The 25,808-nt window shown below is 37.4% G+C and carries 29 protein-coding genes; 14 read left to right on the top strand and 15 right to left on the bottom strand.

The genetic code is table 11. The features are described from left to right. The first annotated feature begins 100 nt into the window (after positions 1–100). Both PGN18_RS17650 and PGN18_RS17655 read left to right on the top strand, forming a co-directional pair. Entirely contained in the window at positions 101–1,534 is a 1,434-nt protein-coding gene (locus PGN18_RS17650; RefSeq protein WP_335320917.1) for an ATP-dependent DNA helicase, read from the top strand. Between the two features lie 180 nt (positions 1,535–1,714). Continuing rightward, a complete protein-coding gene (locus tag PGN18_RS17655) occupies positions 1,715–2,389 on the top strand; it encodes an MCP four helix bundle domain-containing protein (protein ID WP_335320918.1) in 675 nt (224 codons plus the stop codon). Positions 2,390–2,612: 223 nt separating this feature from the next. On the opposite strand, the gene PGN18_RS17660 is transcribed toward PGN18_RS17655, so the two are convergent. Further along, entirely contained in the window at positions 2,613–3,458 is an 846-nt protein-coding gene (locus tag PGN18_RS17660) for a CvfB family protein (RefSeq protein WP_335320919.1), read from the bottom strand. A gap of 197 nt (positions 3,459–3,655) precedes the next feature. Between PGN18_RS17660 and PGN18_RS17665 the strand changes: the two genes are divergently transcribed. The 6 genes from PGN18_RS17665 (at position 3,656) to PGN18_RS17690 (ending at position 10,220) form a co-directional block, all read left to right on the top strand. Next, entirely contained in the window at positions 3,656–5,392 is a 1,737-nt protein-coding gene (locus PGN18_RS17665; protein WP_335320920.1) for an ABC transporter ATP-binding protein, read from the top strand. Then, entirely contained in the window at positions 5,376–7,136 is a 1,761-nt protein-coding gene (locus PGN18_RS17670; protein ID WP_335320921.1) for an ABC transporter ATP-binding protein, read from the top strand. The genes PGN18_RS17665 and PGN18_RS17670 overlap by 17 nt, the downstream gene beginning before the upstream one ends. Before the next feature lie 66 nt (positions 7,137–7,202). Continuing rightward, on the top strand, positions 7,203–8,093 hold the full coding sequence (locus PGN18_RS17675) for an SMP-30/gluconolactonase/LRE family protein (protein WP_335320922.1): 891 nt from the start codon (positions 7,203–7,205) through the stop codon (positions 8,091–8,093). Between the two features lie 591 nt (positions 8,094–8,684). Then, the gene (locus PGN18_RS17680; RefSeq protein ID WP_335320923.1) at positions 8,685–8,960 is read left to right on the top strand and encodes a hypothetical protein; all 276 of its coding nucleotides are present in this window, start codon (positions 8,685–8,687) and stop codon (positions 8,958–8,960) included. Between the two features lie 157 nt (positions 8,961–9,117). After that, the gene (locus PGN18_RS17685; protein ID WP_205059171.1) at positions 9,118–9,306 is read left to right on the top strand and encodes a cold-shock protein; all 189 of its coding nucleotides are present in this window, start codon (positions 9,118–9,120) and stop codon (positions 9,304–9,306) included. 242 nt (positions 9,307–9,548) lie between these two features. After that, positions 9,549–10,220 carry a hypothetical protein gene (locus PGN18_RS17690; protein WP_335320924.1) on the top strand — a complete coding sequence of 224 codons (672 nt, stop codon included), beginning with the start codon at positions 9,549–9,551 and terminating at the stop codon, positions 10,218–10,220. 1 nt (position 10,221) lies between these two features. Here the strand turns inward: PGN18_RS17690 and PGN18_RS17695 are convergent, their stop codons facing one another. The 11 genes from PGN18_RS17695 to PGN18_RS17745 all read right to left on the bottom strand — a co-directional run bounded on the left by PGN18_RS17695 (position 10,222) and on the right by PGN18_RS17745 (position 18,932). Next, entirely contained in the window at positions 10,222–10,563 is a 342-nt protein-coding gene (locus PGN18_RS17695) for a hypothetical protein (protein ID WP_335320925.1), read from the bottom strand. A 325-nt stretch (positions 10,564–10,888) separates the two neighbouring features. Continuing rightward, a complete protein-coding gene (gene moaCB / locus PGN18_RS17700; protein ID WP_335320926.1) occupies positions 10,889–11,797 on the bottom strand; it encodes a bifunctional molybdenum cofactor biosynthesis protein MoaC/MoaB in 909 nt (302 codons plus the stop codon). A gap of 1 nt (position 11,798) precedes the next feature. Further along, complete coding sequence (locus PGN18_RS17705) at positions 11,799–12,242, bottom strand: molybdenum cofactor biosynthesis protein MoaE (RefSeq protein WP_335320927.1); 444 nt, start codon at positions 12,240–12,242, stop codon at positions 11,799–11,801. 1 nt (position 12,243) lies between these two features. Next, positions 12,244–13,350 (bottom strand): ThiF family adenylyltransferase, encoded by a 1,107-nt coding sequence (locus PGN18_RS17710; protein WP_335320928.1) that lies wholly within the window; start codon positions 13,348–13,350, stop codon positions 12,244–12,246. 5 nt (positions 13,351–13,355) lie between these two features. Further along, positions 13,356–13,589: a MoaD/ThiS family protein gene (locus tag PGN18_RS17715; protein WP_335320929.1), complete on the bottom strand. Its 234-nt coding sequence runs from the start codon at positions 13,587–13,589 to the stop codon at positions 13,356–13,358. A 201-nt stretch (positions 13,590–13,790) separates the two neighbouring features. Further along, on the bottom strand, positions 13,791–14,531 hold the full coding sequence (locus PGN18_RS17720; RefSeq protein WP_335320930.1) for a sulfite exporter TauE/SafE family protein: 741 nt from the start codon (positions 14,529–14,531) through the stop codon (positions 13,791–13,793). A gap of 3 nt (positions 14,532–14,534) precedes the next feature. Further along, positions 14,535–15,713 carry a molybdopterin molybdotransferase MoeA gene (locus PGN18_RS17725; protein WP_335320931.1) on the bottom strand — a complete coding sequence of 393 codons (1,179 nt, stop codon included), beginning with the start codon at positions 15,711–15,713 and terminating at the stop codon, positions 14,535–14,537. 7 nt (positions 15,714–15,720) lie between these two features. Beyond that, on the bottom strand, positions 15,721–16,701 hold the full coding sequence (gene moaA, locus PGN18_RS17730) for a GTP 3',8-cyclase MoaA (RefSeq protein WP_335320932.1): 981 nt from the start codon (positions 16,699–16,701) through the stop codon (positions 15,721–15,723). Further along, positions 16,698–17,288, bottom strand: coding sequence for a nucleotidyltransferase family protein (locus tag PGN18_RS17735; RefSeq protein WP_335320933.1), 591 nt, complete (start codon positions 17,286–17,288; stop codon positions 16,698–16,700). The genes moaA and PGN18_RS17735 overlap by 4 nt, the downstream gene beginning before the upstream one ends. A 12-nt stretch (positions 17,289–17,300) precedes the next feature. Continuing rightward, entirely contained in the window at positions 17,301–18,404 is a 1,104-nt protein-coding gene (locus PGN18_RS17740; protein ID WP_335320934.1) for an XdhC family protein, read from the bottom strand. A 297-nt stretch (positions 18,405–18,701) separates the two neighbouring features. Beyond that, positions 18,702–18,932 carry a hypothetical protein gene (locus tag PGN18_RS17745; RefSeq protein ID WP_335320935.1) on the bottom strand — a complete coding sequence of 77 codons (231 nt, stop codon included), beginning with the start codon at positions 18,930–18,932 and terminating at the stop codon, positions 18,702–18,704. Between the two features lie 189 nt (positions 18,933–19,121). Here PGN18_RS17745 and PGN18_RS17750 point away from each other — a divergent pair, with 189 nt between their 5' ends. From PGN18_RS17750 to PGN18_RS17760, 3 genes are read left to right on the top strand one after another with little or no spacing between them, the layout of a single operon-like run. Next, positions 19,122–19,712, top strand: a complete 591-nt coding sequence (locus PGN18_RS17750; protein ID WP_335320936.1) for a sigma-70 family RNA polymerase sigma factor — start codon at positions 19,122–19,124, stop codon at positions 19,710–19,712. A gap of 4 nt (positions 19,713–19,716) precedes the next feature. Beyond that, positions 19,717–19,980: a hypothetical protein gene (locus PGN18_RS17755; protein ID WP_335320937.1), complete on the top strand. Its 264-nt coding sequence runs from the start codon at positions 19,717–19,719 to the stop codon at positions 19,978–19,980. A gap of 58 nt (positions 19,981–20,038) precedes the next feature. Further along, complete coding sequence (locus tag PGN18_RS17760; RefSeq protein ID WP_335320938.1) at positions 20,039–20,620, top strand: peroxiredoxin family protein; 582 nt, start codon at positions 20,039–20,041, stop codon at positions 20,618–20,620. Positions 20,621–20,778: 158 nt separating this feature from the next. Here the strand turns inward: PGN18_RS17760 and PGN18_RS17765 are convergent, their stop codons facing one another. Continuing rightward, on the bottom strand, positions 20,779–21,753 hold the full coding sequence (locus PGN18_RS17765) for a Gfo/Idh/MocA family protein (RefSeq protein WP_335320939.1): 975 nt from the start codon (positions 21,751–21,753) through the stop codon (positions 20,779–20,781). A 265-nt stretch (positions 21,754–22,018) separates the two neighbouring features. Between PGN18_RS17765 and PGN18_RS17770 the strand changes: the two genes are divergently transcribed. Next, positions 22,019–22,216 carry a hypothetical protein gene (locus PGN18_RS17770; protein ID WP_335320940.1) on the top strand — a complete coding sequence of 66 codons (198 nt, stop codon included), beginning with the start codon at positions 22,019–22,021 and terminating at the stop codon, positions 22,214–22,216. 74 nt (positions 22,217–22,290) lie between these two features. Then, entirely contained in the window at positions 22,291–23,106 is an 816-nt protein-coding gene (locus tag PGN18_RS17775) for an endonuclease/exonuclease/phosphatase family protein (protein ID WP_335320941.1), read from the top strand. A gap of 20 nt (positions 23,107–23,126) precedes the next feature. Here the strand turns inward: PGN18_RS17775 and PGN18_RS17780 are convergent, their stop codons facing one another. Then, the gene (locus PGN18_RS17780) at positions 23,127–24,080 is read right to left on the bottom strand and encodes an alpha/beta hydrolase (RefSeq protein ID WP_335320942.1); all 954 of its coding nucleotides are present in this window, start codon (positions 24,078–24,080) and stop codon (positions 23,127–23,129) included. A gap of 305 nt (positions 24,081–24,385) precedes the next feature. On the opposite strand from PGN18_RS17780, the gene PGN18_RS17785 reads away from it, so the two are divergent. Then, positions 24,386–24,616, top strand: a complete 231-nt coding sequence (locus tag PGN18_RS17785; protein WP_335320943.1) for a hypothetical protein — start codon at positions 24,386–24,388, stop codon at positions 24,614–24,616. 85 nt (positions 24,617–24,701) lie between these two features. Here the strand turns inward: PGN18_RS17785 and PGN18_RS17790 are convergent, their stop codons facing one another. Beyond that, a complete protein-coding gene (locus tag PGN18_RS17790) occupies positions 24,702–25,763 on the bottom strand; it encodes a sensor histidine kinase (RefSeq protein ID WP_335320944.1) in 1,062 nt (353 codons plus the stop codon). Between the last annotated feature and the right edge of the window lie 45 nt (positions 25,764–25,808).

Raw genomic sequence — 25,808 nt, forward strand, 5'->3', positions numbered from 1 at the left:
CTTCAATACGGTTTAGTTAAATAAGGCTGTGTTAAAAACTCAGTTACTATTTCTTGCACACTAACAGTTAACAGATTAACCGTTTAAATTAACCATAGAGATGATCATCGATAAAAGCCAGCTTATTGCCGCCGCATACGAACATACGCCAACAAGAGAGCAAATGCTTTTTTGCGAGCAGATGTCGGCATTCCTGCAACAGGAAGATGAGTACCGCTGTTTTGTGCTGAAAGGTTATGCAGGTACGGGTAAAACCACTTCTGTAGCGGCTTTGGTAAAGGTTTTGAGACAGTTTAACCTGCGCAGCGAACTACTTGCACCAACCGGAAGGGCGGCAAAGGTGATGAGCCAATATTCATTTCGTAAAGCTCTAACCATACATAAACGCATTTACAGGAAGCGTTCTGCCGCATCACCCGAAATGCAGTTTCAGTTGGCGCCGAATCTTTCAGAAAATACACTTTTTATTATCGATGAAGCTTCGATGATCGCTGATGAATTTAATGAGACAGGCTCTTCGATCTTACGCGATCTGCTGGAGTTCGTATATAATAACAAAAACTGTTTTCTGCTTTTTGTGGGGGATACGGCACAGCTACCTCCTGTTGGGAGTTTAGATAGCCCGGCATTAAATGAACAGTACTTAAAAGATAAATTTGCCCTAACGGTTTCATCGGTTGAGTTAAAGGAAGTGGTTCGTCAAGGCAAAAAATCCGGAATTTTGGCCAATGCCACGATGCTGCGGAACCAGATTGCCAAAAATCCAGAACATCCATTCCCTAAATTTCTAACAAAAAACTACACCGATATTTACAATATGGCTGGTGCCCGTTTGGTAGAGGGGCTGGAGTATGCTTACCGTAAATTTGGTATGGAAAATACCCTGGTGGTTTGCCGTTCCAATAAATCAGCCAATGTGTATAACCAGCAGATTAGAGCAAGGCTGTTGTATCGTGAAGAGGAATTGACCGGTGGTGACCAGATTATGGTGGTCCGAAATAATTATTTCTGGCTGCCTGATAACGAGGATACCGCTTTTATTGCCAATGGCGACATGGCCAAGGTGATTCGTGTGAGGGGAGAAGAGGAACGTTATGGTTTTCGTTTTGCTGATGCCATTTTGGAATTTATGGATTTTCCGGCTGCAGGGCAGATCAGTTGTAAGGTAATGTTGGATACTTTGAATTTAGAGAGTGCAAACCTTCCTTACGAACAAAATAAAAAGCTTTTTGATGGCCTTAATGAAGATTATGAGCATATTGCCAATAAGCGGCAGAGAATGTTGGCGATCAAAGCGGATCCTTTTTATAATGCACTCCAAATCAAGTTTGCTTATGCGGTAACCTGTCATAAAGCGCAGGGCGGCCAGTGGGATGCAGTTTTTGCCGATCAGGGATATCTTACAGAAGAAATGATCGACCTTGATTTTTTGCGTTGGTTGTATACTGCGGTAACCCGGGCAAAAAAAGAGCTATATTTAGTTAACTTTGCGCCACAGCTTTTCGCGAAAACGGCACAGGAGGATTATTTTTAGAGTTTCTAGTCATGCTGAATTTATTTTATTAGCAGTTTTCATTGTTTCAAAGGTCAAATAGCTACTTTATGGTCAGCATTTTTCCTTTATCAAAGACCTAAATGAATCCTATAGCTATTGAGTCAGGATGACGATTAAACAAGATAATGCCAAGCGAAATTAGAAACTAACCGATTATATATGAAATTTGCTTTTAGCCTTAAAAATAAGTTGAAAACCGCTTTTTTGCTGTTCTGTATTATGTGCTGCACTTTGATGATTCGTTTTTTAGAGGATAAAAGTGTAGAGAAAATCAATGATTCGTTTATCTCCATGTATAACGATAGACTTGTTCCGGCTACAGACTTATATTTCATTGCTGAAAATCTATATTATAAAAATGCCATCCTTCAGGAAATATTGATCGGAAATGATGCTTTGCATGGATCCACTTTGCTTGTAAAAATGAATAGACATAACCGGAAAATAGATTCGGTAATTAATAAATATGAACTTACTTTTTTGGTAAAGCAGGAGAAAAGTTATTTAAATGAGTTTAAAAAGGCATTACTTGCTCAGCAACATTTAGAAACCAAAATGTTGAATATAGGCAGTGCTAAGGATGGAAGGACAATTTACAAATCGACAGGAAAAAAGGCAGTTAATCAAACGCTGGCTAAGCTCTCTGCACTGATTAAAATACAGTCTAAAGTGGGTAATGATTTGATTAGGGATTCAAGAATTTTTGTTTCAGGAACGAAAGTTTACTCTACATTACAGGTTATTTTGGCTATTGTGATAGGGATTATGATTGTAAACATCGTTTCGGCTTCGAATATGGTTAAGATTACAAGCGATAAATTTAATTTGAACTAAATCCTTCACTACTGTCTGGGCATCACACCAACTATGGGAAACATTTTCCTTTTGATCAGTGTGACACCAACCGATAAAAAAAGCTAGTCAAGCGATCTATCTGGAAAATATATTCGCCACGGAGGCACAGAAAACACAGATCATTTTCTTTTTTCCGTTGTCACACCAACCAGCTTAAGTTGTCTCGTTTCTGTTGTTGTGACACCAACCGATAAAATTCTTATTAGTCAGCGTCTTCGTCTGTTAGCAATCTGATCGAATCATCAGAAAGGCTAATCAAGCGTTCCTTGTATAGTGAGCCGATCGTTTTTTTGAACGCACTTTTACTGATTTGAAAACGGTGATAAATATCTTCAGGGGAGCTTTTATCGCCCAGTTCAATCACACCACCGCTTTTTTTAAGCTCTTTTAATATCATTTCTTTCGAATCGAGGATATGACCATAACCGCTAGGTTGGAGGGTTAAATCAATCTTGCCCTCCACACGGATTTTCTTGATCCAGCCTTTACGTATGTCGCCAGGTTGGATATTGTCGAAAACCTCATTATTGTAAAGCAAACCAATATAGGTATTGTTGACAATGGCATTATAACCAAGATCCGTTTCTTCAGTAATCAATAAACTCACTTCATCGCCCTCTTCAAAATCGAAACCATCTTCTTCAACAAAATCATACAATTTAGATGAAGCCAAAAGGCGATCGTTATTTTCATCTAAGTATAGGTATACTACATATTTGTAACCCTTTTGCATCGGTCTTTTTTGCTCGCGCTTGGGTACGTATACGTCTTTATCGATTCCTAAGTCCATAAAAACCCCATCATCTCCGTCAGAAACTACCTTTAAAAAGGCAAAATCACCCACCTCAGCATATGCTTTTTGAGTAGTTGCAGTTAAGCGACCATCCTTTTGCACAAATACAAAAACATTAATGTTATCACCAATTTCTACTCCATTCGGGACGTATTGGTATGGCAGAATTACCAGTTTATCGCCGTCGGTTAAGTTTAATCCTGCTTCTGTTTTGCTTAAAATTCTTAACTCGTTGTATTTTCCTATTTCGATCATTTGTTTTTGGGTTTAACCATTTTCTCCAATGGCTTTTATTGCAAAGGTAGTAATGTTTAGTGGCAAATCGGGTTTAAATTATAAGCGAGTAATCTAGTTAGTTTATAAATATCTTTCTTCTTTAATATCTTTCTTACAAACGATATCAATTAATTCGGCTAAATTTGGAACCTACAAATTAAGGTGTCTTCGTTGATATGAAAAAAACCAAAGAAGCCAATAAGCCAGGTATTTTCAGTTTGCTTGGAAATTATAAAGGCTTAATTTTTATGCTGATCTTATTTGCGCTGCTCAGTAACGGTATCAACTTACTTTTACCGAAGATTATTGCCAGCGGTATCGACTCTTATACCCATAAAACTTTCAACCTTCAATCCATTTTGCTTCAGTTTTCATTGGCCATTGTGTTGGTTTTTGTCTTCACCTATTTACAAAGCATCGTGCAAACCTACGCTTCTGAACGGGTGGCAAAAGATTTAAGAACCAGGTTATCTGATCAGATTTCGCGACAAAGCCACGCCTACATTGTTCAGGCCAATCCTTCAAAACTGCTTACCAACCTCACCGCTGATGTTGATTCAATCAAAATGTTTGTTTCGCAGGCCATCGTTTCCATCTGCTCATCTATTTTTTTAATTGTTGGGGCGAGTATTTTGCTGCTTACAATCAATTGGAAACTGGCGCTCTGCGTAATTGCCATTGTGCCGATTATTGGCGGTGCATTTTTCTATGTGTTGAGTAAGGTTAAGGTACTTTTTAAAAAGAGCAGGGAAGTAATCGATTGGCTCAATAAGGTGATTAGCGAAAGCATTATGGGGTCAGCTTTAATCCGCATCGTCTATTCACAGATGCTGGAATACAATAAATTTTTAGATGCAAATTCCAAAGCCAGGGATTTGGGGATATCCATCCTGAGGATGTTCGCAGCTTTGATTCCGGTTATCGTGTTTACAGCCAATTTGTCAAGTTTATGCATTTTAGTATTGGGTGGTCATTTTGTAATTACCGATTCGATGACATTGGGAGAGTTTGCCGCTTTTAACAGCTACCTTTCCCTTATCGTATTTCCCATTTTGGTGATCGGTTTTATGAGCAATGTTATTGCACAGGCTACCGCATCTTACCAAAGGATAGATAGCGTGCTCAATGCTGCGGAAATTAATCATCCTGGAACGTTAAGCACCTCCTTACAAGGTGACGTCGAGGTTAAAGATATCAGCTTAAGCTTTGGTCAGAAACCAGTTTTGAAATCCATTTCTTTTTCTGCCAAGGCTGGCTCGAAAACAGCTATTATTGGACCCACAGCTGCTGGTAAAACTCAACTGCTTTATGTTTTAACAGGTTTGATTGACGCTGATGCTGGATCTGTATTGTTTGATGGGGAAGACATTAAAAAGTATAAGCAAGAAGATTTCCACAAGCAGGTCGGCTTCGTGTTTCAGGATAGCATTATGTTTAACATGAGCATCAGGGAAAACATTGCCTTTAGCGATACGGTTACTGATGAATTGCTGGCAAAATCAATTGCTACGGCTGAACTAAAGGATTTTGTAGATGCTTTGCCCGATCAACTGAACACGATTGTATCGGAACGTGGGAATAGCCTTTCTGGTGGACAAAAACAAAGGATCATGCTCGCCCGGGCTTTAGCAATAAATCCAAAAATCTTGTTACTTGATGATTTTACGGCCCGGGTTGATACCAATACCGAGAAAAGGATTCTTGAAAATATCCAGCAAAATTATCCAGGTTTAACTTTAATTTCCGTCACCCAAAAAATAGCTTCCGTTGAACATTACGATAAAGTGATTTTGCTGATGCAAGGCGAAATTATTGCTGAAGGAACCCATCAGCAACTTTTAAAGAGCAGTCCTGAGTATGTTCAGATTTACAATTCACAACAGAGCACCAGTAATTATGAACTACAATCTTAACCAGCTTAACAAAGGGCAGGAAAAGCAATCTACTTACCAAGCGCTGAAAGGCCTGCTCACACTGATATCTGCCGAGCATAAAAACCTTTGGCTGGCACTGATTGCCATTTTAGTGAACTCTGGATTATTGCTTTTAGGACCGTTATTGGTAGGCCATACGGTTGATACCTATATCCGTACCAAACAATTTCATGGCGTACTGATTTTTGGCGGTATCTTATTGGTGATGTATATGATTGCGATGTTAACCGGTTACATCCAAACCAGATTAATGGGCGGGGTAGGTCAGCGCATGTTATACACCTTAAGGAATTCCATTTTTAATAAATTACAGGAATTACCTGTTTCTTTTTTTAACCAGAATAAGGTGGGAGACCTGATTTCGAGGGTGAATAATGATACGGACAAACTGAACCAGTTTTTTTCACAATCCTTAATGCAGTTTATCGGCAGTATCGTAACCATGATCGGTGCCGGTATTTTCCTGCTTTCCATTAACCTTGAGTTGGGTGCGGCTACGCTTGCACCTGCTGTGGTGATTGTGCTTTTCACTGTAGCTTTATCACCATGGGTAAAAGCTAAAAATGCTAAAAATTTAAAAAGCGTTGGCGGAATGAGCGCTGAAATACAGGAAAGCCTGAACAATTTTAAAGTCATCATTGCTTTTAACCGCAGAGATTATTTTAGGAAACGTTTTAATGAAGCCAATAACCAAAATTATAAAACAGCCATCAATGCCGGTTTAGCCAATAATATTTTTGTACCTGTTTATGGTTTATTATCCAGCATCGCGCAACTAATCACTTTGCTATTTGGTATCCATTTAATTGCTAAGGGTAATTTTACCTTAGGTTTATTGGTGAGTTATATTTCTTACACGACCAATTTTTATAATCCGTTGAGGCAGTTGGCCGCGCTATGGACCAGTTTTCAAGTGGCTATGGCCAGCTGGGACAGGATTTCGCAGATTTTATCTCTAGAAAGTAATTTAAAACAAATAACATCAAATGAGCCAGTTCCTTCAAATGCGTTGCTGGAATTTAAAAACGTTCACTTTTCTTATGATGACAGTAAAGAAATTTTGCATAACATCAATTTAACGTTTGAAAGAGGTAAAACATATGCTTTAATTGGGCCAACCGGTGGCGGAAAAACGACCACGGCTTCACTAATTTCACGTTTATATGACCCTACCAAAGGAACAGTTTTGTTAAACGGCAAAGATATCAGGTCATTTTCTACAGCAGAAAGAACACAAAAGATCGGTTTTATATTGCAAGAACCATTTTTGTTTACCGGAACGGTAAAAGAAAATATTTTATATGGCAACAGTCAGTATGCAACGGTTAAGGATGCTGAATTGGAAAAAATAATTGAAGAAGCGAATCTAAATGCGCTCTTAGCCATATTTGATGAAGGATTGAATACGCAGATTACTTCAGGGGCAGACAGTATCAGTTTGGGGCAGAAACAGTTGATTGCGTTTATGCGTGCGGTGCTTAGAAATCCTGAATTGTTGATTCTTGATGAAGCTACAGCCAACATTGATACTATAACTGAACAACTGTTGGGCAGTATTTTAAATAAACTTTCAAAAGAAACAACTTTGGTCATTATCGCCCACCGGTTAAATACCATTGAAAACGCCGACGAAATTTATTTTGTAAACGAAGGCGAGGTACAACAGGCAGGAACGCTAAACGATGCATTGAATATGTTACTGAAAGGTAAGCGCGTAAGTTGATATATTTACTCTAGGTTTCGGGATTTGTAATCTCGAACTTATCACTAACATTAATATCAAGCATAAATGAAAAAATATTTCTTCGCTCTGGTCTTTTCCGCTTTAAGCATTACTTCTTTTGCACAAAATGCAGAACAGATCCTTTTTGTTCAGGATAGTTTGAAATTGATTTCCTCACAGTTCAAGTTTACTGAAGGCGCTTCGGTTGATAAAGAGGGAAATGTTTTTTTTACCGACCAACCGAACGATAAAATCTGGAAATACGATACTAATGGTCAATTGAGCCTGTATATGGATAAATCAGGGCGGGCAAATGGTACTTATTTTGATAAAAAGGGCAACTTAATTGTATGTGCCGATGAAAATAACCAAATCTGGTCCATTGATAAAAACAAAAAAATAAAAGTGCTCTTCAGTGATTATGAAGGTAAGAAAGTAAACGGTCCGAATGACATCTGGTTGGATGCGAAAGGTGGAATATATTTTACCGATCCTTATTATCAGCGCAATTATTGGACAAGAAAATCGCCGGAAATTCAGGGCCAAAAGGTATATTATCTACCTAAGGGGAAAAAAGAAGCCATTGTAGTTGCTGATGATATAATTAAGCCTAATGGTATTGTAGGTACACCTGATGGTGAATTTTTGTATGTGGCCGATATGGATGCGAATAAAACTTACCGTTATCGTATTGGAGCTGATGCCAGATTAACAGATAGAGAACTTATTCTTAACCAGCATTCAGACGGAATGACTTTAGATAATAAGGGAAATATTTATGTAACAGGAAAAGGTGTGAATATTTACAATCCAACAGGAGAAAAAATTGCCCATATCGATGTGCCTGAAGAATGGTGTGGTAATATTTGTTTTGGTGGAAAAGATAAAAACCTGCTTTTCATTACCGCTTCAAAATCTTTATATGTGATTCCGACTCATACGAAAGGTGTGGAGTAATAGTTGACCAGTAGATATGTAAAGCCTGAAAACAATGGTGAACTCAACCGAAAAAAAAATCTGTTCAGTTTATTCAACCCCTGAAAATATAAATCACATTAATTAGTTTTGAAATTCCTACTTATAGGGATAGACGACTATAAAAAAGCCCTCTCAGGATTGAGGGGCTTTTTTAATTTAATCCATGTCTAGTCCTGAAATAGGGATACACAAAAAAAATCGTTATGACAGATATTATTACTACTAATGTATTTATCATTTCTAATCTTGATTAGCATCTCAAATTTAGTGTATTCTTTCAGATAGGTAATTGTATTGAAAGCCACACCTTTGTATAAATGGAATTGATGGAAGATATCGTCATTCCCAGCTTAACTGGGAATCCTAATATTTAAAGGGTTTTACTTCTTGGTCATGGGCATTAAAATTCCCGCCTGCGCAGAAATGGTGTATAAAAAGGTACTGTTCTTGAATGAGAATCTTGATGTTTCAGCATATTTCAATCATTATATAAATTGTATAGGTACTGTTACAATTAATCTAATTTGGAATAATTTTTTAAATTAGCATATATTAAAACCTGTTAAGCTTATGGAAAATCTAAAAGAAGAAACCAAAATCAAAGCTTTTCTTACCAGGATCAAAACGGAGTGGCCCGGTGTGGTAGAACGCTTCGAATTCAAAACCGGTAGTGTGATTTATGTTCATTTAAAAGAAGGCATATCAAGCATAGATTTTCTGGGTAAACTTTCCAGACAGGTAGAACGTTTTGTAGATTTCAGCAAGCCTATTATTTTATATCACATTGAAAGTGATGGCATGAATTTAAGATCGCATCCCATTAACTGGTACTCAACTCTTAGGTAAGGAAGATCAATTTTTTCTATGTCATACTTATAAATGTATGCTGTAATTTTTAGGGTTTTGAATCTTTTTGCCAATAAATCGCAATTTTATTTGTCAGTAATTTTGGTTTATGGGTTTTAATCCTATTTTTGATTTTTAATTTAAAACATCCAGTATAATGAAAAACGGAACAGTAAAATTTTTTAACTCAGAAAAAGGCTTTGGTTTTATCAAAGAAGAAAACGGATCTGAGATTTTTGTGCATGCATCAGGCCTGATTGACGAAATCAGAGAAAATGATACAGTTGAATATGACGTTCAAGAAGGCAAAAAAGGCCTTAATGCAGTGAAAGTAAGAGTTGTTTAATTCTTCCCCAAAAAGATTTTGAGCAGGATTTAGTCCTGCTTTTTTTTTGGCCAATTTTTTTTTCAAGATAAAACTTAATGTTCAAGGATAATGAACAAAAAGGTCTAAAAAATTTTGTGCTCATTTCTAGCTACTTACTGTTCTAATTATTTTTACCCAAAATCCATGTTATTTTTTTGAATGGTATTTTTATTTTTGCACATGTCGTTACAGTCGACCAGAACCAAACAAACTAGATACTTTTGCAACTTTCTATTTTTTCAATTCAGGAACCTGTTACCTGCAGCAAAACTCTTGATCGGAGTACTTTTATGGCCGCCGCACAATTTGTAATGGCGCTTAATTTTGCTCATGAATTTGAGCTTCTAAGTTTATCAGCTATTGATATGCAACCTGGCGTTGGCAAAAAAGGCGGATTAGTATTCGTACGTAATGGTAAACTGAAAATGCACCCCGGAATTTATGATCATTTAGCATTGATATCAATATCATCAATCTGTGCTGGAAGCATTTATAACCATGGTATTGATAAAATTGCTGCAGAAATTGTAAATCTTCCTTACAGTGAAGGAATCTTAAACTTAGCAGGGGCAGAAGAGGACTATATGGCATTTAAACGTTTGTGTAGTCCGATATCGCGATTTTTCTTACTGCATAATAAAAAGGTTCAATGGTCTGCAATCTTATCCGTTTTTAGGTTTTTTATGATGGAGGGTATTTGGGATGTAGTTAATTTTATTGCAGAGAAACTTCACCATTCTGATGCGGATGTACTGGCCTGTAGGCAACTTTTAGAAAGTATCCAAAAAGAAGATTTCTATTCTGGTTTTCATCAGTCACTGCAGGATTTCCATGCCTCGCGTTATCCTTTAAGCAAGGCTGGCTTAGCGTCAGAATTGCCGGAGGTGGCTTAACTTACTTTAGATAATTTTCCAATAAGGTACTTATTTCCTCGCCAACGGTTCTATTGCCCATATTATTGAGTTTCTGTTGCGAAGAATTGTGCTTTTCAATATAAGTAGCCTCTGTTTTATTAAATTTAAGATAACCCTGTTCAAAATAACGTTCTTCAATTTCCGTAGATGAATCCATCGACCTGAACCATAATTTAATCAATGACCCTGTAATTTTATCAAAGTAAAGCCAGTGGAAAGTCGACTCTGCATCTGCATTATCTGGAAGACCAAGACGCTGAATTTCCAGGATAGTAGTATCTGAATTTTGGAAAAAGTATAAAATCTTATATTTAGGCGACATGGCGCAAAAATAGAACATAAATTTGATCACCAAAAAGATTTTTGTTGTTTAAATTTAATATTGTTAATGATTGCGCTGGCCAGGATCTGTGATTTTGACCTTTGAATTTTAATCCGTATTTGATTATGATATTCTTTTTCTTTGGAAAATTCTTCACTGCGTTCAGAATGACTGTGGGCTGGTGAGCCACCAGCCATGGATATGTTGTTCAGGATCTGTGATCCTGATCTTTAGTCTCTGGATTTTAAATCCGGTTTAGAATTCAATTTATTGCGAAAAGGATTGCAGCGCTTAAGACAGGATTACAAATTTCAACTCACTAATGTCAATGTTTCTCGCCTTTTACTACCTTGAATAAATGTAAAACCTGTGGAAAAAGTGCGTCCATACTTTCTTCTGCACCACTTTTAGAGCCTGGGAACGTAAGTACCAATGTGTTTCCGATAAAACCGGCCACACCGCGTGAAAGCATCGCGTAGGGCATACGTTCTTGCCCATAACGCCTGGCTGTTTCCATAATGCCTTCAACATTTCTGTCAATTAAGGGTGCAATGGCTTCGGGTGTTACATCACGTGGTGAAAGGCCAGTTCCGCCTGTAAAGATGATTAAATCGTAACCATTATTACATATCTCAGTTGCTTTGTCTCTGATGATGTCGACTTCATCAGGAATGATTTCATATTTCTTCGTAAGGATGTCCCATTGTTCCAATCGAGAAATAATGGCTTTTCCTGCAGTATCCTGTGCCCTATTTTGGAAAACAGAATCTGAACAGACAATGACTGCTGCTTTTATTGCAGGGAATTTGGCATTTTTAAGATCTGATTTTCCTCCAGATTTTTTCAATAACCTGATATTTTCTATCTCCACACCTTTATCAATTGGCTTTAACATATCATACATGGTTAAAGCGGTAACGGATGCACCATGCATGGCTTCAACTTCTACCCCGGTTTTATAAATGGTATGTACTTCAACATTAATAATGATGGATAAGCCCACAATTTCATAAGTAATGGCCGTATATTCAATGGGAAGCGGGTGACAATCCGGAATCACATCACTCGTTTTTTTTACGCCGAATAAACCTGCGGCTCGAGCAAATTCAAATATGTCGCCTTTGGGTATTGTACGCTGTTCAACTGCATCAATGGTTTCCTGTTTGGATACTTTAACAGTAGCGGTAGCAATGGCAATTCTTAAGGTGTTGGATTTTTTTGTGATGTTTACCATGTCAAATATTTTCTTTCCACTGGTGAGTCTCGTCTTCGAATATTTCTTTTCCCCAGATGGGCAATTCTGCTTTTAAGCGGTCAACAACTTCGCTACAGGCTGCTATTGCAGGTTTACGATGTGCCGATGAAGTAAAAACGAATAGGCAGATTTCGCCTGCTTTAACCCTGCCTAAGCTATGATAAATATGCATACAGTTTAAAGGATGTTTTTCGAAAATATCTTCCCTGATCTGATGCATTTTTTCGAGGGCCAGGTCTTCGTATGCAGTGTAATCTATAGCTGCAACAAATTTGCCCTCAATTTCATCTTTTCTTACCTGGCCCATAAAAATACTATGGCCGCCAATGGCTGTTTTACTACTATGTTTGGCAATGCTATCGGCTATAAAAGCGGGTGCTATTGGGCCGTTAACAAATATATTTTTTATTTTTTTTTCGCTCATGTTAAGATTTGAGAAAATGATCTCTCCATTTGATGATTCCACCTTTTAAACTATAAATCTTTTTGGTATCACCATATTTTTCCTGCATGGCTTCTGCTGCAGCTACGCTTCTGACGCCATGTTGGCAGATTAACACCACATTTTTTTGAAAAAATTCTTTGCCTATAAAGGCTCCAAATTCCGACATGGGTACCTGTGTGAATATTTGTTTATCCAATACTGGTACTTCGTGTCTCTCGCGTACATCGATTAAAATTGTCGATTCTAACTGCTGAAGTTTAACCAGTTCAGTGGCATCAATTTCTATATAGCCCTGCGGTCCTTCGCTCGTGTCCTGATAATCCATATCTAAAAATTCATCAACGGTTTTAGGTAGAGTATAACCTTCGCCATGAGTGATGTTGATGGTATATTGTTCTTGTGTAAGTAAATTGTAACTTAATATTTTATTGGTCAAAGTTAGCCCGATTTTAGCAATCAGTTTGATGGTTTCTGCAGCAGCCATCGTACCTAAAACACCCGGTAATACACCAATAACACCATTGTCGGCACAATTTGGCACTTCGTCTTTATCTGGCGGAATAGGGAAGAGGTCTCGGTAATTGGTACTGGGAGTCAAATGGTCAGGAACATTAAATATAGCTAACTGGCCTTCGAAACCTGATACTGCGGCAAATATCAACGGTTTGTTCAATAGAGCACAGGCATCATTAATCAGGTATCTGGATTCAAAATTGTCTGTCCCGTCTAATATGTAATCATATCTGGATAAAATATCGAGAATACTGTTTTTCTGCAAACGGATGGGATGGCGGATAATCCCGATCTGGGGATTCATATCCTGTAGTCGCTTTGCCGCTACCTCTACCTTCAGCTTTCCAATATCAGCCGTTGTAAAAAGGATCTGTCTATGTAAATTGGATAATGAAATGGTATCATCATCCACTATACCAATATGGCCGATGCCGGCAGCAGCTAAGTATTGCAATGCCGGACAGCCCAGGCCACCAGCACCAATAACGAGAACTTTTGCCCTTAAAAGCCTTTGCTGTGCTTCTTCCCCAAATCCTTTCAGGATAATCTGTCTGTTGTATCGCGCTGCACTCATATTCCTTAACCACCAGAAAAAGGCGGCATAATGGCTATTGTAGCCTGGTTTGTAATTTCAGTATTTTGTTGAACAATATTCTTGTTCAGGGCAAGTTTGTATTTCAAGTCTTTCAAAGCCGGAAACCGATTTTCGATGTATTTTTTAAAGGCATCGGTATCAGCAATGCCATCAATTTCAATTTTTTGATTATTGATGAATTCGGTAATCTGGCCAAAACTGATAATTTCAATTTCCATGCTGCTAATTTACTTTTAAGATGCTACTTTTATGTAAAATGATGGATTGAAAATTGTCATTCAATTCAAATAACGGATTTATAAGTATTTAAATTGCTTAAAATACTAGTTAAATGGCTTGATAAATCTTTCTTCGATTGAAAATCACTTACTTTCTCAATCATTTCCATCGAATCTGAACGATAATGACTTTCGATCAGATTAGGCATGTGTAAATAGTAATTTGTAAGCGGCTAAGGCTAGCACGCAGGCCAGCACATTTTTTAGAACGGTTTGTGGGAATTTTAAAGCACCAAAGTAAGCACCACAAATTCCCCCGGCAAAAGCCACTCCAACATATGCGAGCATATGGTTATTAAATTCGAACCCCTTTGTTAGCTGGCCACCTAAACCCGCAACCGAATTAACAAAAATAAATGCTGCACTTATGGCTGCGGTCTGTTTTTGATCTGTCCATTTTAATAGCAATAGGATGGGAGAAAGGATAATTCCACCCCCGATACCGATCATACCTGAAAGTAAGCCGATAATGCCTCCAATAGTGAGCGATAAGGGGATATTTGAGGATTTGAAATCTTTAGGATCGGTATTTTTAAAAAAGAAAAAACGGATAACGGGGATCAGTAGAAGCAGTCCTAAAATTCTTTTATAAACAGCACTTTGGATAACCATCATACCTCCTACAAAAGAAAGGGGGATAGAGGCCAGTGCAAAAGGCCAAAAGGTTTTCCATTTAAAATGACCACCACGGTAAAATTGAATAAACGAAGTAGAAGAAACAAACAGGTTGAGCAGCAGTGCGGTAGGTTTCATTATGGATGGTGAAATGGCAAAAATAGCCATGAGCGCTAAATAGCCACTCGCTCCGCCATGTCCAACTGACGCGTACAAAAAAGCAACTATAAAAAGTAAACAGTAAAATAGTATGAAGCTTTCTTGCATGGTTTAGCTGGGTAAAATCAATGCGGTTAAGATTTCGTTTTCTTTAAAGTATTCTTTTGTTTCATCCAGGCAGATGAGGCAATTGGCCTGTGCAAAAGAGCTTAAACGATAAGATTCCTGTGCTTGGAGTGGGGTAACTAATCCATTTTCATATTTGCCTTTCAAGAAGTGTGTTAAGCCTAAAGGTTTAGTATAAGCATGTGTTAGCCTGGCCTGAACTTCAATTATACTATTGCTTTTATGAGATAAGGCTTTGATGGCCGGTAACACATAATTATAGTAGCAACTAAGTACAGATGAAGGGTTTCCAGGGAGTCCGAATATCAGTTTTTGATCCTTTGTGCCAAAGAACAAAGGTTTGCCGGGTTTCTGTTTAACCTTATGGAAAATCTGTTTGATGCCGCAATTTGAGGCGGCTTCGATTACAAAATCATATTCACCTACACTTACCCCTCCGGTTAGCAGTACAACATCGCTATCCTGCATTGCAGTTTCTAGTACTTTTTTAAGAATCACTAGGTCATCATCGGCTTTATAAACTTTGATCTGTTCAATTCCCTCATGTTTTAAAGCAGCAGAAAGCGAATAGGAATTCGATTCATACACCTGTCCAAATTCCAGGACTTTTACAGGCTGTTGTAATTCTTTTCCTGTTACAACTATCGAAATCCTGGGCATAGGGTAAACACCAACTTCATTAATACCGATACCTGCGAGAAATCCGATAGCTGCAGGACTAAGAAAATCTCCTTTTTCCATGGCCAACGCGCCAGCTTTAATTTCAGAACCTTTATCCCTAACGTTTAAGCCGGGTTTTAAGTTTGGGTCGTTTAAAATGATATTTCCATCTATACTCGTAATTTTTTCCTGCATCACAACCGTATCAGCACCTGTAGGCAATGGAGCGCCTGTAAATATTCTACTGGTTTCACCGTTTTGGATGGTGATTTTATTTGCTGTTCCGGCAGCCATTTCGCCAATCAAGCGAAGCGTTTGTTTATGATCATCAAACTTTAAGGCATAACCATCCATGGATGATTGCTTAAACGCCGGAATATCATATTTAGCATAAATATTAGCTGCGAGAATATGGCCCGATGCTTTTGCCAAATCAACTGAAATGGGATTTAATGCGATGATGTGTTGAGAAATAAGATGTTTTGCTTCTTTAACGCTAATCATGAAAATATTATCCTCCAATGGTAATCATACTTCTGTTTTGAATGGTAGTTGCATCAATTTTTTTGAAATCGTTCAATAACTGTCCGCCTAATGCCTCCTTTTTGGCTAAAATAGCCGATTGAATTAAGGGAATCACATCTTCCTTTTTTCGCAATGCGCTAAGCAGATCGGTTTCGCTATCCGAAAACAGGCAGTTTTTTAGTTTCCCATCCGCAGTTAAGCGCATGCGGTTACAGGTATCGCAAAAAGGGTGGGTCATGGTACTGATAACGGCAAACGAACCTTCATGGCCCGGAATCATAAAACTTTTGGCCGTATCGTGCGGTTCTCCTTTAACAGATAAAATTGAAAATTTTTTTTCTACCACGGCCAGTATTTCATTCAGAGAAAACATTTGGTTACTTGTCCATTTGTTTCCGCTAAAAGGCATAAATTCAATAAACCTGATTTGGATAGGATTGTATTTGGTCCAGCTGATGAAATCGTTGATCTCGTTATCGTTAAGCCCCTTCATCACCACCATATTTATTTTCACCTTGATCTTATGCTGCAAAAGTAGTTCGATATTGCTGCGTACCTTGTGGAAGACATCCCGTCTTGTAATCATAAAAAACTTTTCAGGTTGCAAAGTATCTAAGCTGATATTGATGGTTTTAATGCCTGCTTCCTTTAATGCAGGTAACATTTCTGCAATGCGGGTTCCGTTTGTAGTGATCACAAGCTCAACAGGAAGTTTACCCAGTGCCGCAATAATTTGTGTGGCATCTTTCCTTACCAGTGGTTCACCGCCGGTTAGCCTGATTTTTTTTACACCATTCGCCACGAATATTTCCGCGAGTTTAATGATTTCATCGGTTTGCATGAGCCTAGAGGCAGGCGTAAAATCGTATTCTTCTTCTGGCATGCAATAAAAACAGCGAAAATTGCAGTTATCGGTAAGGGATATCCGCAAGTAGTCGTGTACTCTTCCGAAAGAATCTGCTATCATTGCCCGCCAATTAAATGATTATAATCTGTTTCTGTATCAATGTCAATTTCTCCTCGTTCAAAAACCACAGTCTCCAGATCATGACGATATTCCTTTAATATATTTTTTGCTCCTTCCGCTCCTTTGAGCGATAAAAGCGCTTTAAAATACTCTTTTCTGAAGAAAACAGGTGTTCCTATCGTTCCATTGTATGTACTGGCGATGATGTTTTTGCCCGTTTCTTTTTGCTTCTCCATTAAACTATTAAAGTTACGCTTTTTTATAAAAGCTTGGTCAGCCACAGCGATAATAATACTTTCTATTTCACTATTATTTTTGATGATGGTTGATAAGCCAGCAACAATACTTGAGGCCATTCCGGTTTTCCAACCTTCATTTATAACAATGTTGATCTTATTATGCCGGTGTTGGGCAGCTATTTCTTGAGCATGGGCGCCTAACACAACAATGATAGGTTTGCAATCTGTTGCTAAAGCTTCATTGATTACCGTTTGCAGGAGTGTTTTTCCTTTATAATCCAAAAGCTGTTTTGGTTTTCCCAAACGTGAGGAATTGCCGCCTGCCAATATGATGATGCCTGTTCCCAATGTAATTATAGATTATTCGTAAACGTGGATCGGTTGCTTCTTATCCTTTAAAAACATAGCAGAAGCGTTTGAAAAAACAGATTTAATTTCTGCGAGGATAGAAATAGCAATTTCTTCTGCAGTCTCTGCGCCGATATCCAGCCCAATTGGTCCGTGTATCCGTTTGAGATTTATCGGTGTTGCCAAATTTAATTCTTCTAACATGTTAAGCAACTTTTTCTTTGGCCCTAAAGTACCAATGTATGATGCGTTTGTATCCAATAGATATTTGAGTAATTTGATGTCATAATTGTAATTATGGGTCATCAATACAAAGGCGGTTTGACCATCTATCTGAATTTGACCTAAGACATTTTCCGGTTTGCTTACTAAAATCCTGGTTGCATTTGGAAAACGTTGAGGCGTGGCATGTGTTGGCCTTCCGTCTATTATGGTTACTTCCCACCCTAACAGGTAAGCGATTTCGGCCAGAGGCTGGGCATCATTACCTGCACCAGCTATTATCAATGAAATGGGCGGTTTTATAAGTTCCAAAAAGGCATCAATCTTTTTATTCTCTTGCTCATAAACCTTAAATGCCGAAATTTTACTTTCAAAAATTTCATGAACATCCCGGACTACTTCATGGCTGATTAATTTTGGAATTCTAGAAAGTACAGGTTCATTTTTAAAAAGCATCCCGGTGCCTAATTGTTGCCTGTCTGTTAACGAAAAAAGTGTTACTAATACAGCATTTTCCCTTTTTCTTTGCAAAGCGGTTAAAATAGCAATTGGATTTAACACATAATTTTCTATGATGGGTTCGAAAAGAATATGTACTATACCATTACAGCCCAGTTGTACACCAAATTTAGCGTCATCTTCGTCGGTAGTATCGTAAGTAATCAGTTTGTTTTCTTGTTGTACTATTGCAGAAAGTGCCTTCCGCAAAGCATCGCCCTCCAGGCAACCGCCGCTAATGGCTCCTGTTAACTGGCCATCCTCTGTAATGAGCATCCTTGCACCTGGCCTGCGGTAAGAAGAACCTTCAACCTTAACAACCGTTGCAAGTGCGGTTTTTTTCTTTTCTTTATTCGCCTTTTGGTATGCCCTTACAATATCGGTAATTTCTTTCATGGGGATTGATGCGGTAGATGATGCAAATTAATGATAATCTGCCAGAAAATGGCTAAAGGTAAAAGGAAAGATGTTTGTGCAGTCAGATGTGGTCATCTGACTAGTAATTAAACTCAACCTAGATTACACGTGAAACTGTATATTAACTATCGATTTTGGATTTGCTTATCAGTGTCAGATAGTAATACCTAACACCACTGTATAAGGTAAAAGGAAAGATATGTGCAGTGAGATGTTACCATCTGACTGATGAATAAAGCGTATTTATTTTTGAATGACAGGATTTTAATGACGTGATTAAAAAGGCGCTGAATGAAAAATTTCAAGATTGGTGCAGTGCAAACCAATGCTGTTGAAGAGTTCAGTGATTTCTTTTGTCCAATCTTTTGGTGAATCTACCCGAAGGATTTTATCGGCATCCCACAAATCAATATTCCATTTAATTTCTTTGAAATGGCTGTTTAGCAATGGTCTGATTACGTTTAATTCGCTGTCTGAAGCTACATTTGTTTTGAAAACGGCTATCATATCGATATTTTTTTAGGTCTGTTATTAACCGTAGACGCTCTACATTCAGAATTACTTTAAAACAAAGCGATTTTTTTTTAATTTTTTTTTGGGCTCGCTACATGAGTGGCGCTAAAAAAGTAAAATAATCTGTAAGGATATTTCAATTCGTACGACAAAAAGTATATTTATATCAGTTAATACAAGAACATGCAACACGAAAGCGATAAGCAAGATGTAGTTAAGAGCCCTAATTTGTATCCACTAGGCTGGGTAGAAAAATATGCCGATTACCTTTATGGCTTTGCAATGTCGCGAACGAGGGATGAAAACATAGCTAAAGATTTAGTCCAGGATACCTTTTTGGCAGCTTTACAAAAACTAAACGAATTTAAGGGCAATAGCAAGGAAAAAACATGGTTAACTGCTATTCTTAAGAACAAGATAGTCGATTTTTATCGAAAGCGTTCAGGTAAGGGTTTAAAGTTAATGCATATAGAAGATGAATTGAATGATTTTTTTGATGCTCAATCAGGGCATTGGACCGAAAAAAATTATCCAAGGACTTTTGGTTTAGAAGCGTTTAATCCGCTTATGATGAAAGAACTGGGGATTATATTAAATGATTGTCTGGCTAAACTTCCAGGTTTATGGTTTTCGGTGTTTTCAATGAAACACATGGACGATCTTGAATCGGAGCTGATCTGTAACGAATTAAAGCTTACAAATGCTAATTTTTGGGTGATCATGCATCGAACAAAACTTAACCTGAGGGCTTGTCTTCAAAAAAACTGGGAATGAAATAATGAGTGCATTAAAAAATATAATCAATAACTGCAAGCAGGCAACTTTTTTAACTGAAAAGAAAATTGCTGGAAAAATTACCGCTGTGGAAAACCTACAGCTACACATTCATTTAGTTGGTTGTACTGTTTGCCGGACCTATCAACAGCAAAGTATCTTGATTAATAAAGTATTTATAAGTTTCGGGAACAATGATTTTAAACTGGATAATGCCTTTAAAAAAGCATTAAACGGAAAGATCGAAAAGGAAATAAATAAAAATTGATTTTTTGTCGTAAGGTTAATGCTTTTGGTCCGACTAAGAATAAAAATGTAAAACAGAAATGAAAAGAGCTATCTTAATTACAGCAATAGCTGTTGTTTTAACAGTACAAGCAAAGGCACAACAAGGTTTAAAAGAGGGAGGTAAAGCTCCGTTGTTTAATGGGGTAGATCAAAACGGCAAAACAGTGACGTTGAAGAATGCAATCAAAGCGCACCGCAATGTGGTGTTGTTTTTTTATCGAGGGCAATGGTGCCCTTATTGCAACAAACACATTAAGGAACTTCAGGATTCTTTAAACTTGTTAACCGAGAAAGATGCATATATTATCGGCGTTACACCCGAGACAAAAGAAAATATTGCTAAAACCATAACAAAAACAAATGCTGGATTTTCTATCCTTCAGGATAAAGATGATAAAATTATGAAAGCCTACCATGTTAACTTTGTTATGGACGAAGCAACATTTACCAAATACAAAGGTTATGGAATAAATTTGGAAGAAAATAACGGAAATACCCGGCATACTCTGCCTGTACCTGCAACTTATATTATTGATCGTTCAGGTAAAATTACGTATGTCCATTTCGATCCCAACTATCAAAGAAGGGCTTCGGTAAAACTTTTGCTTTCCAAACTTTAGCTCGATTTGATATTAAATTCCCTGCGGATGTGTTGCAGCTAACAAATGTTTAAATTATTATAGCTGGTTATCAAATACCCGATAATGATAATTAGTGTAACAAGTAGACATCGGCGTTGTAAAGCGGAAACAATCGAATTGTATCAGAAGTATTCGCTTTACTTCATGGTAAAATCATCCATTAATTTCATCGTAATCAACGCATCTTCAGCGCTGCATGGATTTGGTCCTTTACCTAAAAAGTAATCAACTACTTTTTCAATCATGGGTTTTTGCACATGTTTTAAAGGCTCAAATGCATATTCTTCGGTTTTTTTATCGGTTGTAACCGTAATTTTGTTGCCGAACATCGGGAAACTGATGTGACCTTGCGAGCCATAAACGACGCAACTATCGGCCTGATCTTGTGGCGCTACAGAGAAACACCAGTTGCCATTGAAAACAACTCCATTTTCAAAGAGGACATTTCCTACCACCAGGTCATCTACTTCAGTGTCTTTTTGTTGCCTGGCAGCCATGCCCGTAGCATTTTTTACAGGACCAAAATAGTAGGTCATCAGGTCTAACTGATGTGGTGCCAGGTCATGAAATAAACCACCACCAGAAATGGCCGGGTTAATCCGCCAATTGTTAGCCGTTTTTGCTATAAGTGAGGTATTGGGCGACTGGAGCATTTTTAATCGGACTAAACGGATATCACCAATAAGATGTTCGGCCAATAGTTCTTTAATTTTTAAGAACATGGGTTGGGCCCGGCGGTAATGGGCTACGCAAAGCTTTACATTAAATTTATGGGCTGCATCTGTCATGCGTTGAGCAGATGCAGCATCAAAAGTCATTGGTTTTTCGACATATACGGGCTTTCCAGCTTTTAAGGCCTCAATCGTATAAGTTTCATGCTGTAAGGGTGGGGTAGCAATATAAATAGCGTTTACCTCCGGATCGTTAATCAGTTGAGTGGCGTCATCATACCATTTGGGCACCTGGTGCCGTTGTGCATAATCAGCAGCTTTGGCACCATCCCGACGCATCACTGCAACTAATTTAGAGTTTTTAACCTTATTAAAAGCAGGTCCGCTTTTAACTTCAGTTACATCTCCACATCCAATAATACCCCATTTGATTTCTTGCATTATATTTTGATAAGATTGTATTTAGAAATATTTTTTGGACCAATCTATTGATAACAGTTTTATAAAAAAAAAGGGATTCACAATGAGCGTGATCCCTAATCAACTAACCAAACAAATCTTTTCCGGAAACCACCCCGGAATCAATGTATAAACGAGAGAACGAAAAGATTGTTTTAAAAAAAATGCCTTTTTTTTATTTTGCAAAAAAATTAAAAAATAAATTCAGTTAGCCTGAAATTCGTTTCGCTTTTTTTAGCTTTGTGTTATGCAAAATCTTTCAGAAAAGCTTCAAATCGATCTCATAGAACTTAAGGCAAAATATGCCTTTATTATGGATGAGCTTGAAGTAACATTTGCGGATGCTTATTTAATGAAATTGCAGGCCAAACAACGGTTGGCAAAACAGATGATGATTGAGATGGAGCGAATATTAACCGGGGATGCCGGAGCAAATGAAAACTAATCTTATAATATAAAAGAAATCATTTCTGATCAGGACTTTAAATAAATATCCTTTTATTCATGGATTTAATCAAGATGAAATTACCCTCTTTTTTAATATTAAGTGTTTGTCTTTTGGGTGCTTGTTCAGCCAGGATCAACAAACAAGTTGAATTAAATCCTGATAAGGTGTTGCGTGTCATGTCTTATAACATTCACCATTGCAATCCACCATCAAAAGAGAAAGAAGGTGTTATCGATGTTGATGCCATTGCCCAAGTGATAGCACAACAAAAACCAGATCTGGTAGCCTTGCAAGAGGTAGATGTGAATACCAAAAGATCGGGTAGTATTAACCAGGCCGTTTTATTGGCATCCAAACTGAAGATGAATTTTTATTTTGGTAAAGCAATTGATCATGATGGTGGCGACTATGGTGTAGCTATCTTATCACGCTTCCCGCTATCTGTACAACAGACTTTTAGGCTGCCTAAAGATAACGATGTCAAAGCAGAGCAAAGGGTTTTGGCTATCGCAAACGTAGAAATTGCTAAAGGGGTTTTTGTCCGTTTCGCATCTACCCATTTTGATGCACAACGTTCGGAAGCAAACCGGATCCTTCAGGCTAAAGAAATTAACCGATTAACAGCAAAAGAGACTTTACCACTGATTCTTGCCGGTGATTTAAATGCGTATCCAGGTTTAGAAACCATCAGTATATTTGATTCGAATTTTACGAGGACATGTAGCGACTGCGGTTTTACCATTCCTGTGATCAATCCAAGGAAAACAATTGATCATATAGGATTTAAAACAGGAAGTCCATTTAAAGTGGTTTCACACCAGGTTATTGCTGAACGTTATGCCTCCGATCATTTGCCTGTTGTTGCAGTGCTTCAATTGGAAAAATGATCGAAACTATATGATTTATACTACCTTTTTATCAAAGTAGGTGGGATGTTAAATGTAGGTTTTTTGTCTTCATCTTTAAAGTTTACTTCCATAAAGTAGCGCTTATGCTTTAGGATGTAATTGTCTATAAACCATAAGATATCGGGTAGGTTTTCAATCATTGGTGAACCAGCTATTTCGTGACCCATATCTTGCACATACTGAAAATAATATGGGTAGCCATTTTTCCTGAAGGTTTTAGCGAGATATCTGGAACCAAAAAAGCCTCTGTTTAATAATCTCACTTTGTTGTAAGGTACGAGTTTATCGGCCGTGCCGTGAAATAACATCGTTGGTGCTGGTGGGGTGGCATATTTTGGCGCCCCATGATAACTTAGTATTGCCCCGGCAAAAGAGATTACACCTTTGTATTGAAAATTTCCAGGTAATTTGGATGATAATGCGGAGGCATTCCGCTTATTATAGTCGGCATGCAGCGCTGTAATAGCGCCCGCACTTGATCCAGATAAGATGATCATGGCCGTATCGATCCCGAGCTCTTTTGCATTTCTGATCAGATAAGCCGTTGCATCAAAAACATCTGTTGTAGCAGTATCAATAGCAGCTTTTAAGTTTGAAGTATTAAATGGACTAGGAAATTTCTTTCCCTTAAGACCCAATCGATAATCAACTGAAACTACTTTATAGTGGTTTGCGATTAAGGTATTAAAGTACTGATCAAATAATTTGCTATCTCTGCGGCCCATTACAAAACCACCGCCAAAAATAAAAAGTACCGTTGGCTTAGTTTCTGTTATTTTTCCATTGTAATAAATATCCAATTTCAGTGTGCCAGAATCAGTTTTCGAAAATGTTCTTGTGTCTACGTGGAATTTTTTGTCCTGGAGTACAATTTGTGCCTTTGATGATGAAAAGCTGAACAAAAGTGACAGGAAAAGCGTGCTTGAAAGAAAAACTTTGGTATTGGGTATCATATTTTAAGGAAAATTTTTGCTATCAACTAATTGATTGGCTTTTTTAAGCTAAAGTATTGCTTTTCTGACTAGGGTGCAATTAAATGTGATATATTATCAATCATTATGTCTAAAGTTATAACATTCCCAGATGGGTAGAAATTTGCTGACTAACTGGCTTCTTAGTCGGACTTCTTGCTGTTTCAATGTGGAACCAATGGCAGTTTTCAAAAATTCCAGACGAACATTTCTTAATAACTTAATATGGATATAGTGATAACTTAAAACATATTATGTTGATTTGCGGCCATAAAACTAAATTAATCATGCAAAGCAATCAGGTAAAAGTTAGTCCGGATTTACAACAGTTTATTGATAAGTTTGAACCCAGTAAGTTTAAATTGATTCAGGGAGGTATTGAAATCCGCGGAATAAACGATATACACCGAAACATCACTCAAGCCAAAGAAATTATAGCAAGATTAAATCTTCGCCTAACTGTTTCTCATAATGCCGAAATGCTGAGCTATCGGGGTTTCGAAGTAAATAACTGTTGATCCGAACAAAGCTAACGGTTTTTGGCTTTGATAATGTATGATGATTATCCCATGATTCAATAAATTTTAAGAAGAATTATGGTGGTTATGATAGGTTGATCGTGATTAGTACTTCGAAATATTTGCCTTTAGGACCCGAGGATAGTTTTGCTTTTTCCTCATAGGTATGCAGCAATCTATGACGAATGTTTTCAAGGCCGGTATGGAAACCAGTATCATTTAATCCTGTATTAATCAGATTGCTTGTTTGAATACTAAATATTCCGTCATGGAACTTCACTATAATCTTTCCAGGATCTTCCGACTGGCTGAGATTACCATGTTTAACCATATTTTCGGTTAGACTAAGTAAAAGTAACGGAATTACCTCAATTGATTCGATTTTCTGTTCGTAAATAAAGTCTATAAACAAGTCAGGCTGTTTTATTCTACAGAGCTGAAGAAGATTTTCCACCTGGCGAATTTCTATTTTAAGCGGCATAATTTCAGGTCCGTGTTCACATTCCAATGCATAACGCATGAGTTTAGAAAGATATCTTACCGCTTCTGCAGCACGTGGTTCACTTTTATGTGTGCTGTTATAAATATAAGTTAATGTGTTAAATAAGAAATGTGGATTGATTTGTGCTTTCAGGTAAGCATTTTTAGCATTAGCCAGTTCAAGTTTTATTTGTTTTTGCTTCAACATTTCTTCAATTGCTTCTTTTTCCAATTTGGTAGTTAAATGTTTCTGATGAATATAGCTTTTAATAAAATAATAGGCTGTTGAGAAAAGCAGGAAATAAATACCTCTCCATATAGTTAATGAAATTTGCTTCCAGTCTGCTACTGTCATTTTGCCAATAGAAAGGGTTAATACTTTCGAAAGAGAACGGTCCGCAAGGTATGACGCTAATGTATATAAGCAAACTTCCAGCAAAGACAATATAATGATGCTAAAATAGGCGGCTTTTCGAGTTTTCAAACCCCGTTTCAACACAAACTCTGCATGTAGGTAAAAGAAGGTGATGATAATGATGTAATGAATACTATAGTTTATTATAGGGCTATTTATTTTGAGAATCAGAGAGACTAATAGATATTCATATAGAATAAAAGTAGCCCATGAAATAATATGCCAGCGATAATTTTTTAGCCAGTTCTTCATTTTGTTCTTTGGTTAAAATTCAGTTTCACAACAGTCAATAATTGC

It is taken from the genome of Pedobacter terrae, from assembly GCF_036946585.1.
GTDB lineage: Bacteria > Bacteroidota > Bacteroidia > Sphingobacteriales > Sphingobacteriaceae > Pedobacter > Pedobacter terrae_C.

What these genes read in the sequence shown, in the direction of transcription:
- PGN18_RS17705 (WP_335320927.1), bottom strand. Translation starts at nt 12,242, where the DNA reads ATGAGCGAAAAAAAAATAAAAAATATATTTGTTAACGGCCCAATAGCA.
- PGN18_RS17710 (WP_335320928.1), bottom strand. Translation starts at nt 13,350, where the DNA reads ATGAGTGCAGCGCGATACAACAGACAGATTATCCTGAAAGGATTTGGG.
- PGN18_RS17770 (WP_335320940.1), top strand. Translation starts at nt 22,019, where the DNA reads ATGCAAAATCTTTCAGAAAAGCTTCAAATCGATCTCATAGAACTTAAG.
- PGN18_RS17685 (WP_205059171.1), top strand. Translation starts at nt 9,118, where the DNA reads ATGAAAAACGGAACAGTAAAATTTTTTAACTCAGAAAAAGGCTTTGGT.
- PGN18_RS17750 (WP_335320936.1), top strand. Translation starts at nt 19,122, where the DNA reads ATGCAACACGAAAGCGATAAGCAAGATGTAGTTAAGAGCCCTAATTTG.
- PGN18_RS17755 (WP_335320937.1), top strand. Translation starts at nt 19,717, where the DNA reads ATGAGTGCATTAAAAAATATAATCAATAACTGCAAGCAGGCAACTTTT.
- PGN18_RS17740 (WP_335320934.1), bottom strand. Translation starts at nt 18,404, where the DNA reads ATGAAAGAAATTACCGATATTGTAAGGGCATACCAAAAGGCGAATAAA.
- PGN18_RS17720 (WP_335320930.1), bottom strand. Translation starts at nt 14,531, where the DNA reads ATGCAAGAAAGCTTCATACTATTTTACTGTTTACTTTTTATAGTTGCT.
- PGN18_RS17760 (WP_335320938.1), top strand. Translation starts at nt 20,039, where the DNA reads ATGAAAAGAGCTATCTTAATTACAGCAATAGCTGTTGTTTTAACAGTA.
- PGN18_RS17650 (WP_335320917.1), top strand. Translation starts at nt 101, where the DNA reads ATGATCATCGATAAAAGCCAGCTTATTGCCGCCGCATACGAACATACG.
- PGN18_RS17680 (WP_335320923.1), top strand. Translation starts at nt 8,685, where the DNA reads ATGGAAAATCTAAAAGAAGAAACCAAAATCAAAGCTTTTCTTACCAGG.
- PGN18_RS17675 (WP_335320922.1), top strand. Translation starts at nt 7,203, where the DNA reads ATGAAAAAATATTTCTTCGCTCTGGTCTTTTCCGCTTTAAGCATTACT.
- PGN18_RS17725 (WP_335320931.1), bottom strand. Translation starts at nt 15,713, where the DNA reads ATGATTAGCGTTAAAGAAGCAAAACATCTTATTTCTCAACACATCATC.
- PGN18_RS17715 (WP_335320929.1), bottom strand. Translation starts at nt 13,589, where the DNA reads ATGGAAATTGAAATTATCAGTTTTGGCCAGATTACCGAATTCATCAAT.
- PGN18_RS17670 (WP_335320921.1), top strand. Translation starts at nt 5,376, where the DNA reads ATGAACTACAATCTTAACCAGCTTAACAAAGGGCAGGAAAAGCAATCT.
- PGN18_RS17785 (WP_335320943.1), top strand. Translation starts at nt 24,386, where the DNA reads ATGCAAAGCAATCAGGTAAAAGTTAGTCCGGATTTACAACAGTTTATT.
- PGN18_RS17780 (WP_335320942.1), bottom strand. Translation starts at nt 24,080, where the DNA reads ATGATACCCAATACCAAAGTTTTTCTTTCAAGCACGCTTTTCCTGTCA.
- PGN18_RS17660 (WP_335320919.1), bottom strand. Translation starts at nt 3,458, where the DNA reads ATGATCGAAATAGGAAAATACAACGAGTTAAGAATTTTAAGCAAAACA.
- PGN18_RS17775 (WP_335320941.1), top strand. Translation starts at nt 22,291, where the DNA reads ATGAAATTACCCTCTTTTTTAATATTAAGTGTTTGTCTTTTGGGTGCT.
- moaCB (WP_335320926.1), bottom strand. Translation starts at nt 11,797, where the DNA reads ATGGTAAACATCACAAAAAAATCCAACACCTTAAGAATTGCCATTGCT.
- PGN18_RS17655 (WP_335320918.1), top strand. Translation starts at nt 1,715, where the DNA reads ATGAAATTTGCTTTTAGCCTTAAAAATAAGTTGAAAACCGCTTTTTTG.
- PGN18_RS17665 (WP_335320920.1), top strand. Translation starts at nt 3,656, where the DNA reads ATGAAAAAAACCAAAGAAGCCAATAAGCCAGGTATTTTCAGTTTGCTT.
- PGN18_RS17765 (WP_335320939.1), bottom strand. Translation starts at nt 21,753, where the DNA reads ATGCAAGAAATCAAATGGGGTATTATTGGATGTGGAGATGTAACTGAA.
- PGN18_RS17695 (WP_335320925.1), bottom strand. Translation starts at nt 10,563, where the DNA reads ATGTCGCCTAAATATAAGATTTTATACTTTTTCCAAAATTCAGATACT.
- PGN18_RS17790 (WP_335320944.1), bottom strand. Translation starts at nt 25,763, where the DNA reads ATGAAGAACTGGCTAAAAAATTATCGCTGGCATATTATTTCATGGGCT.
- PGN18_RS17745 (WP_335320935.1), bottom strand. Translation starts at nt 18,932, where the DNA reads ATGATAGCCGTTTTCAAAACAAATGTAGCTTCAGACAGCGAATTAAAC.
- moaA (WP_335320932.1), bottom strand. Translation starts at nt 16,701, where the DNA reads ATGATAGCAGATTCTTTCGGAAGAGTACACGACTACTTGCGGATATCC.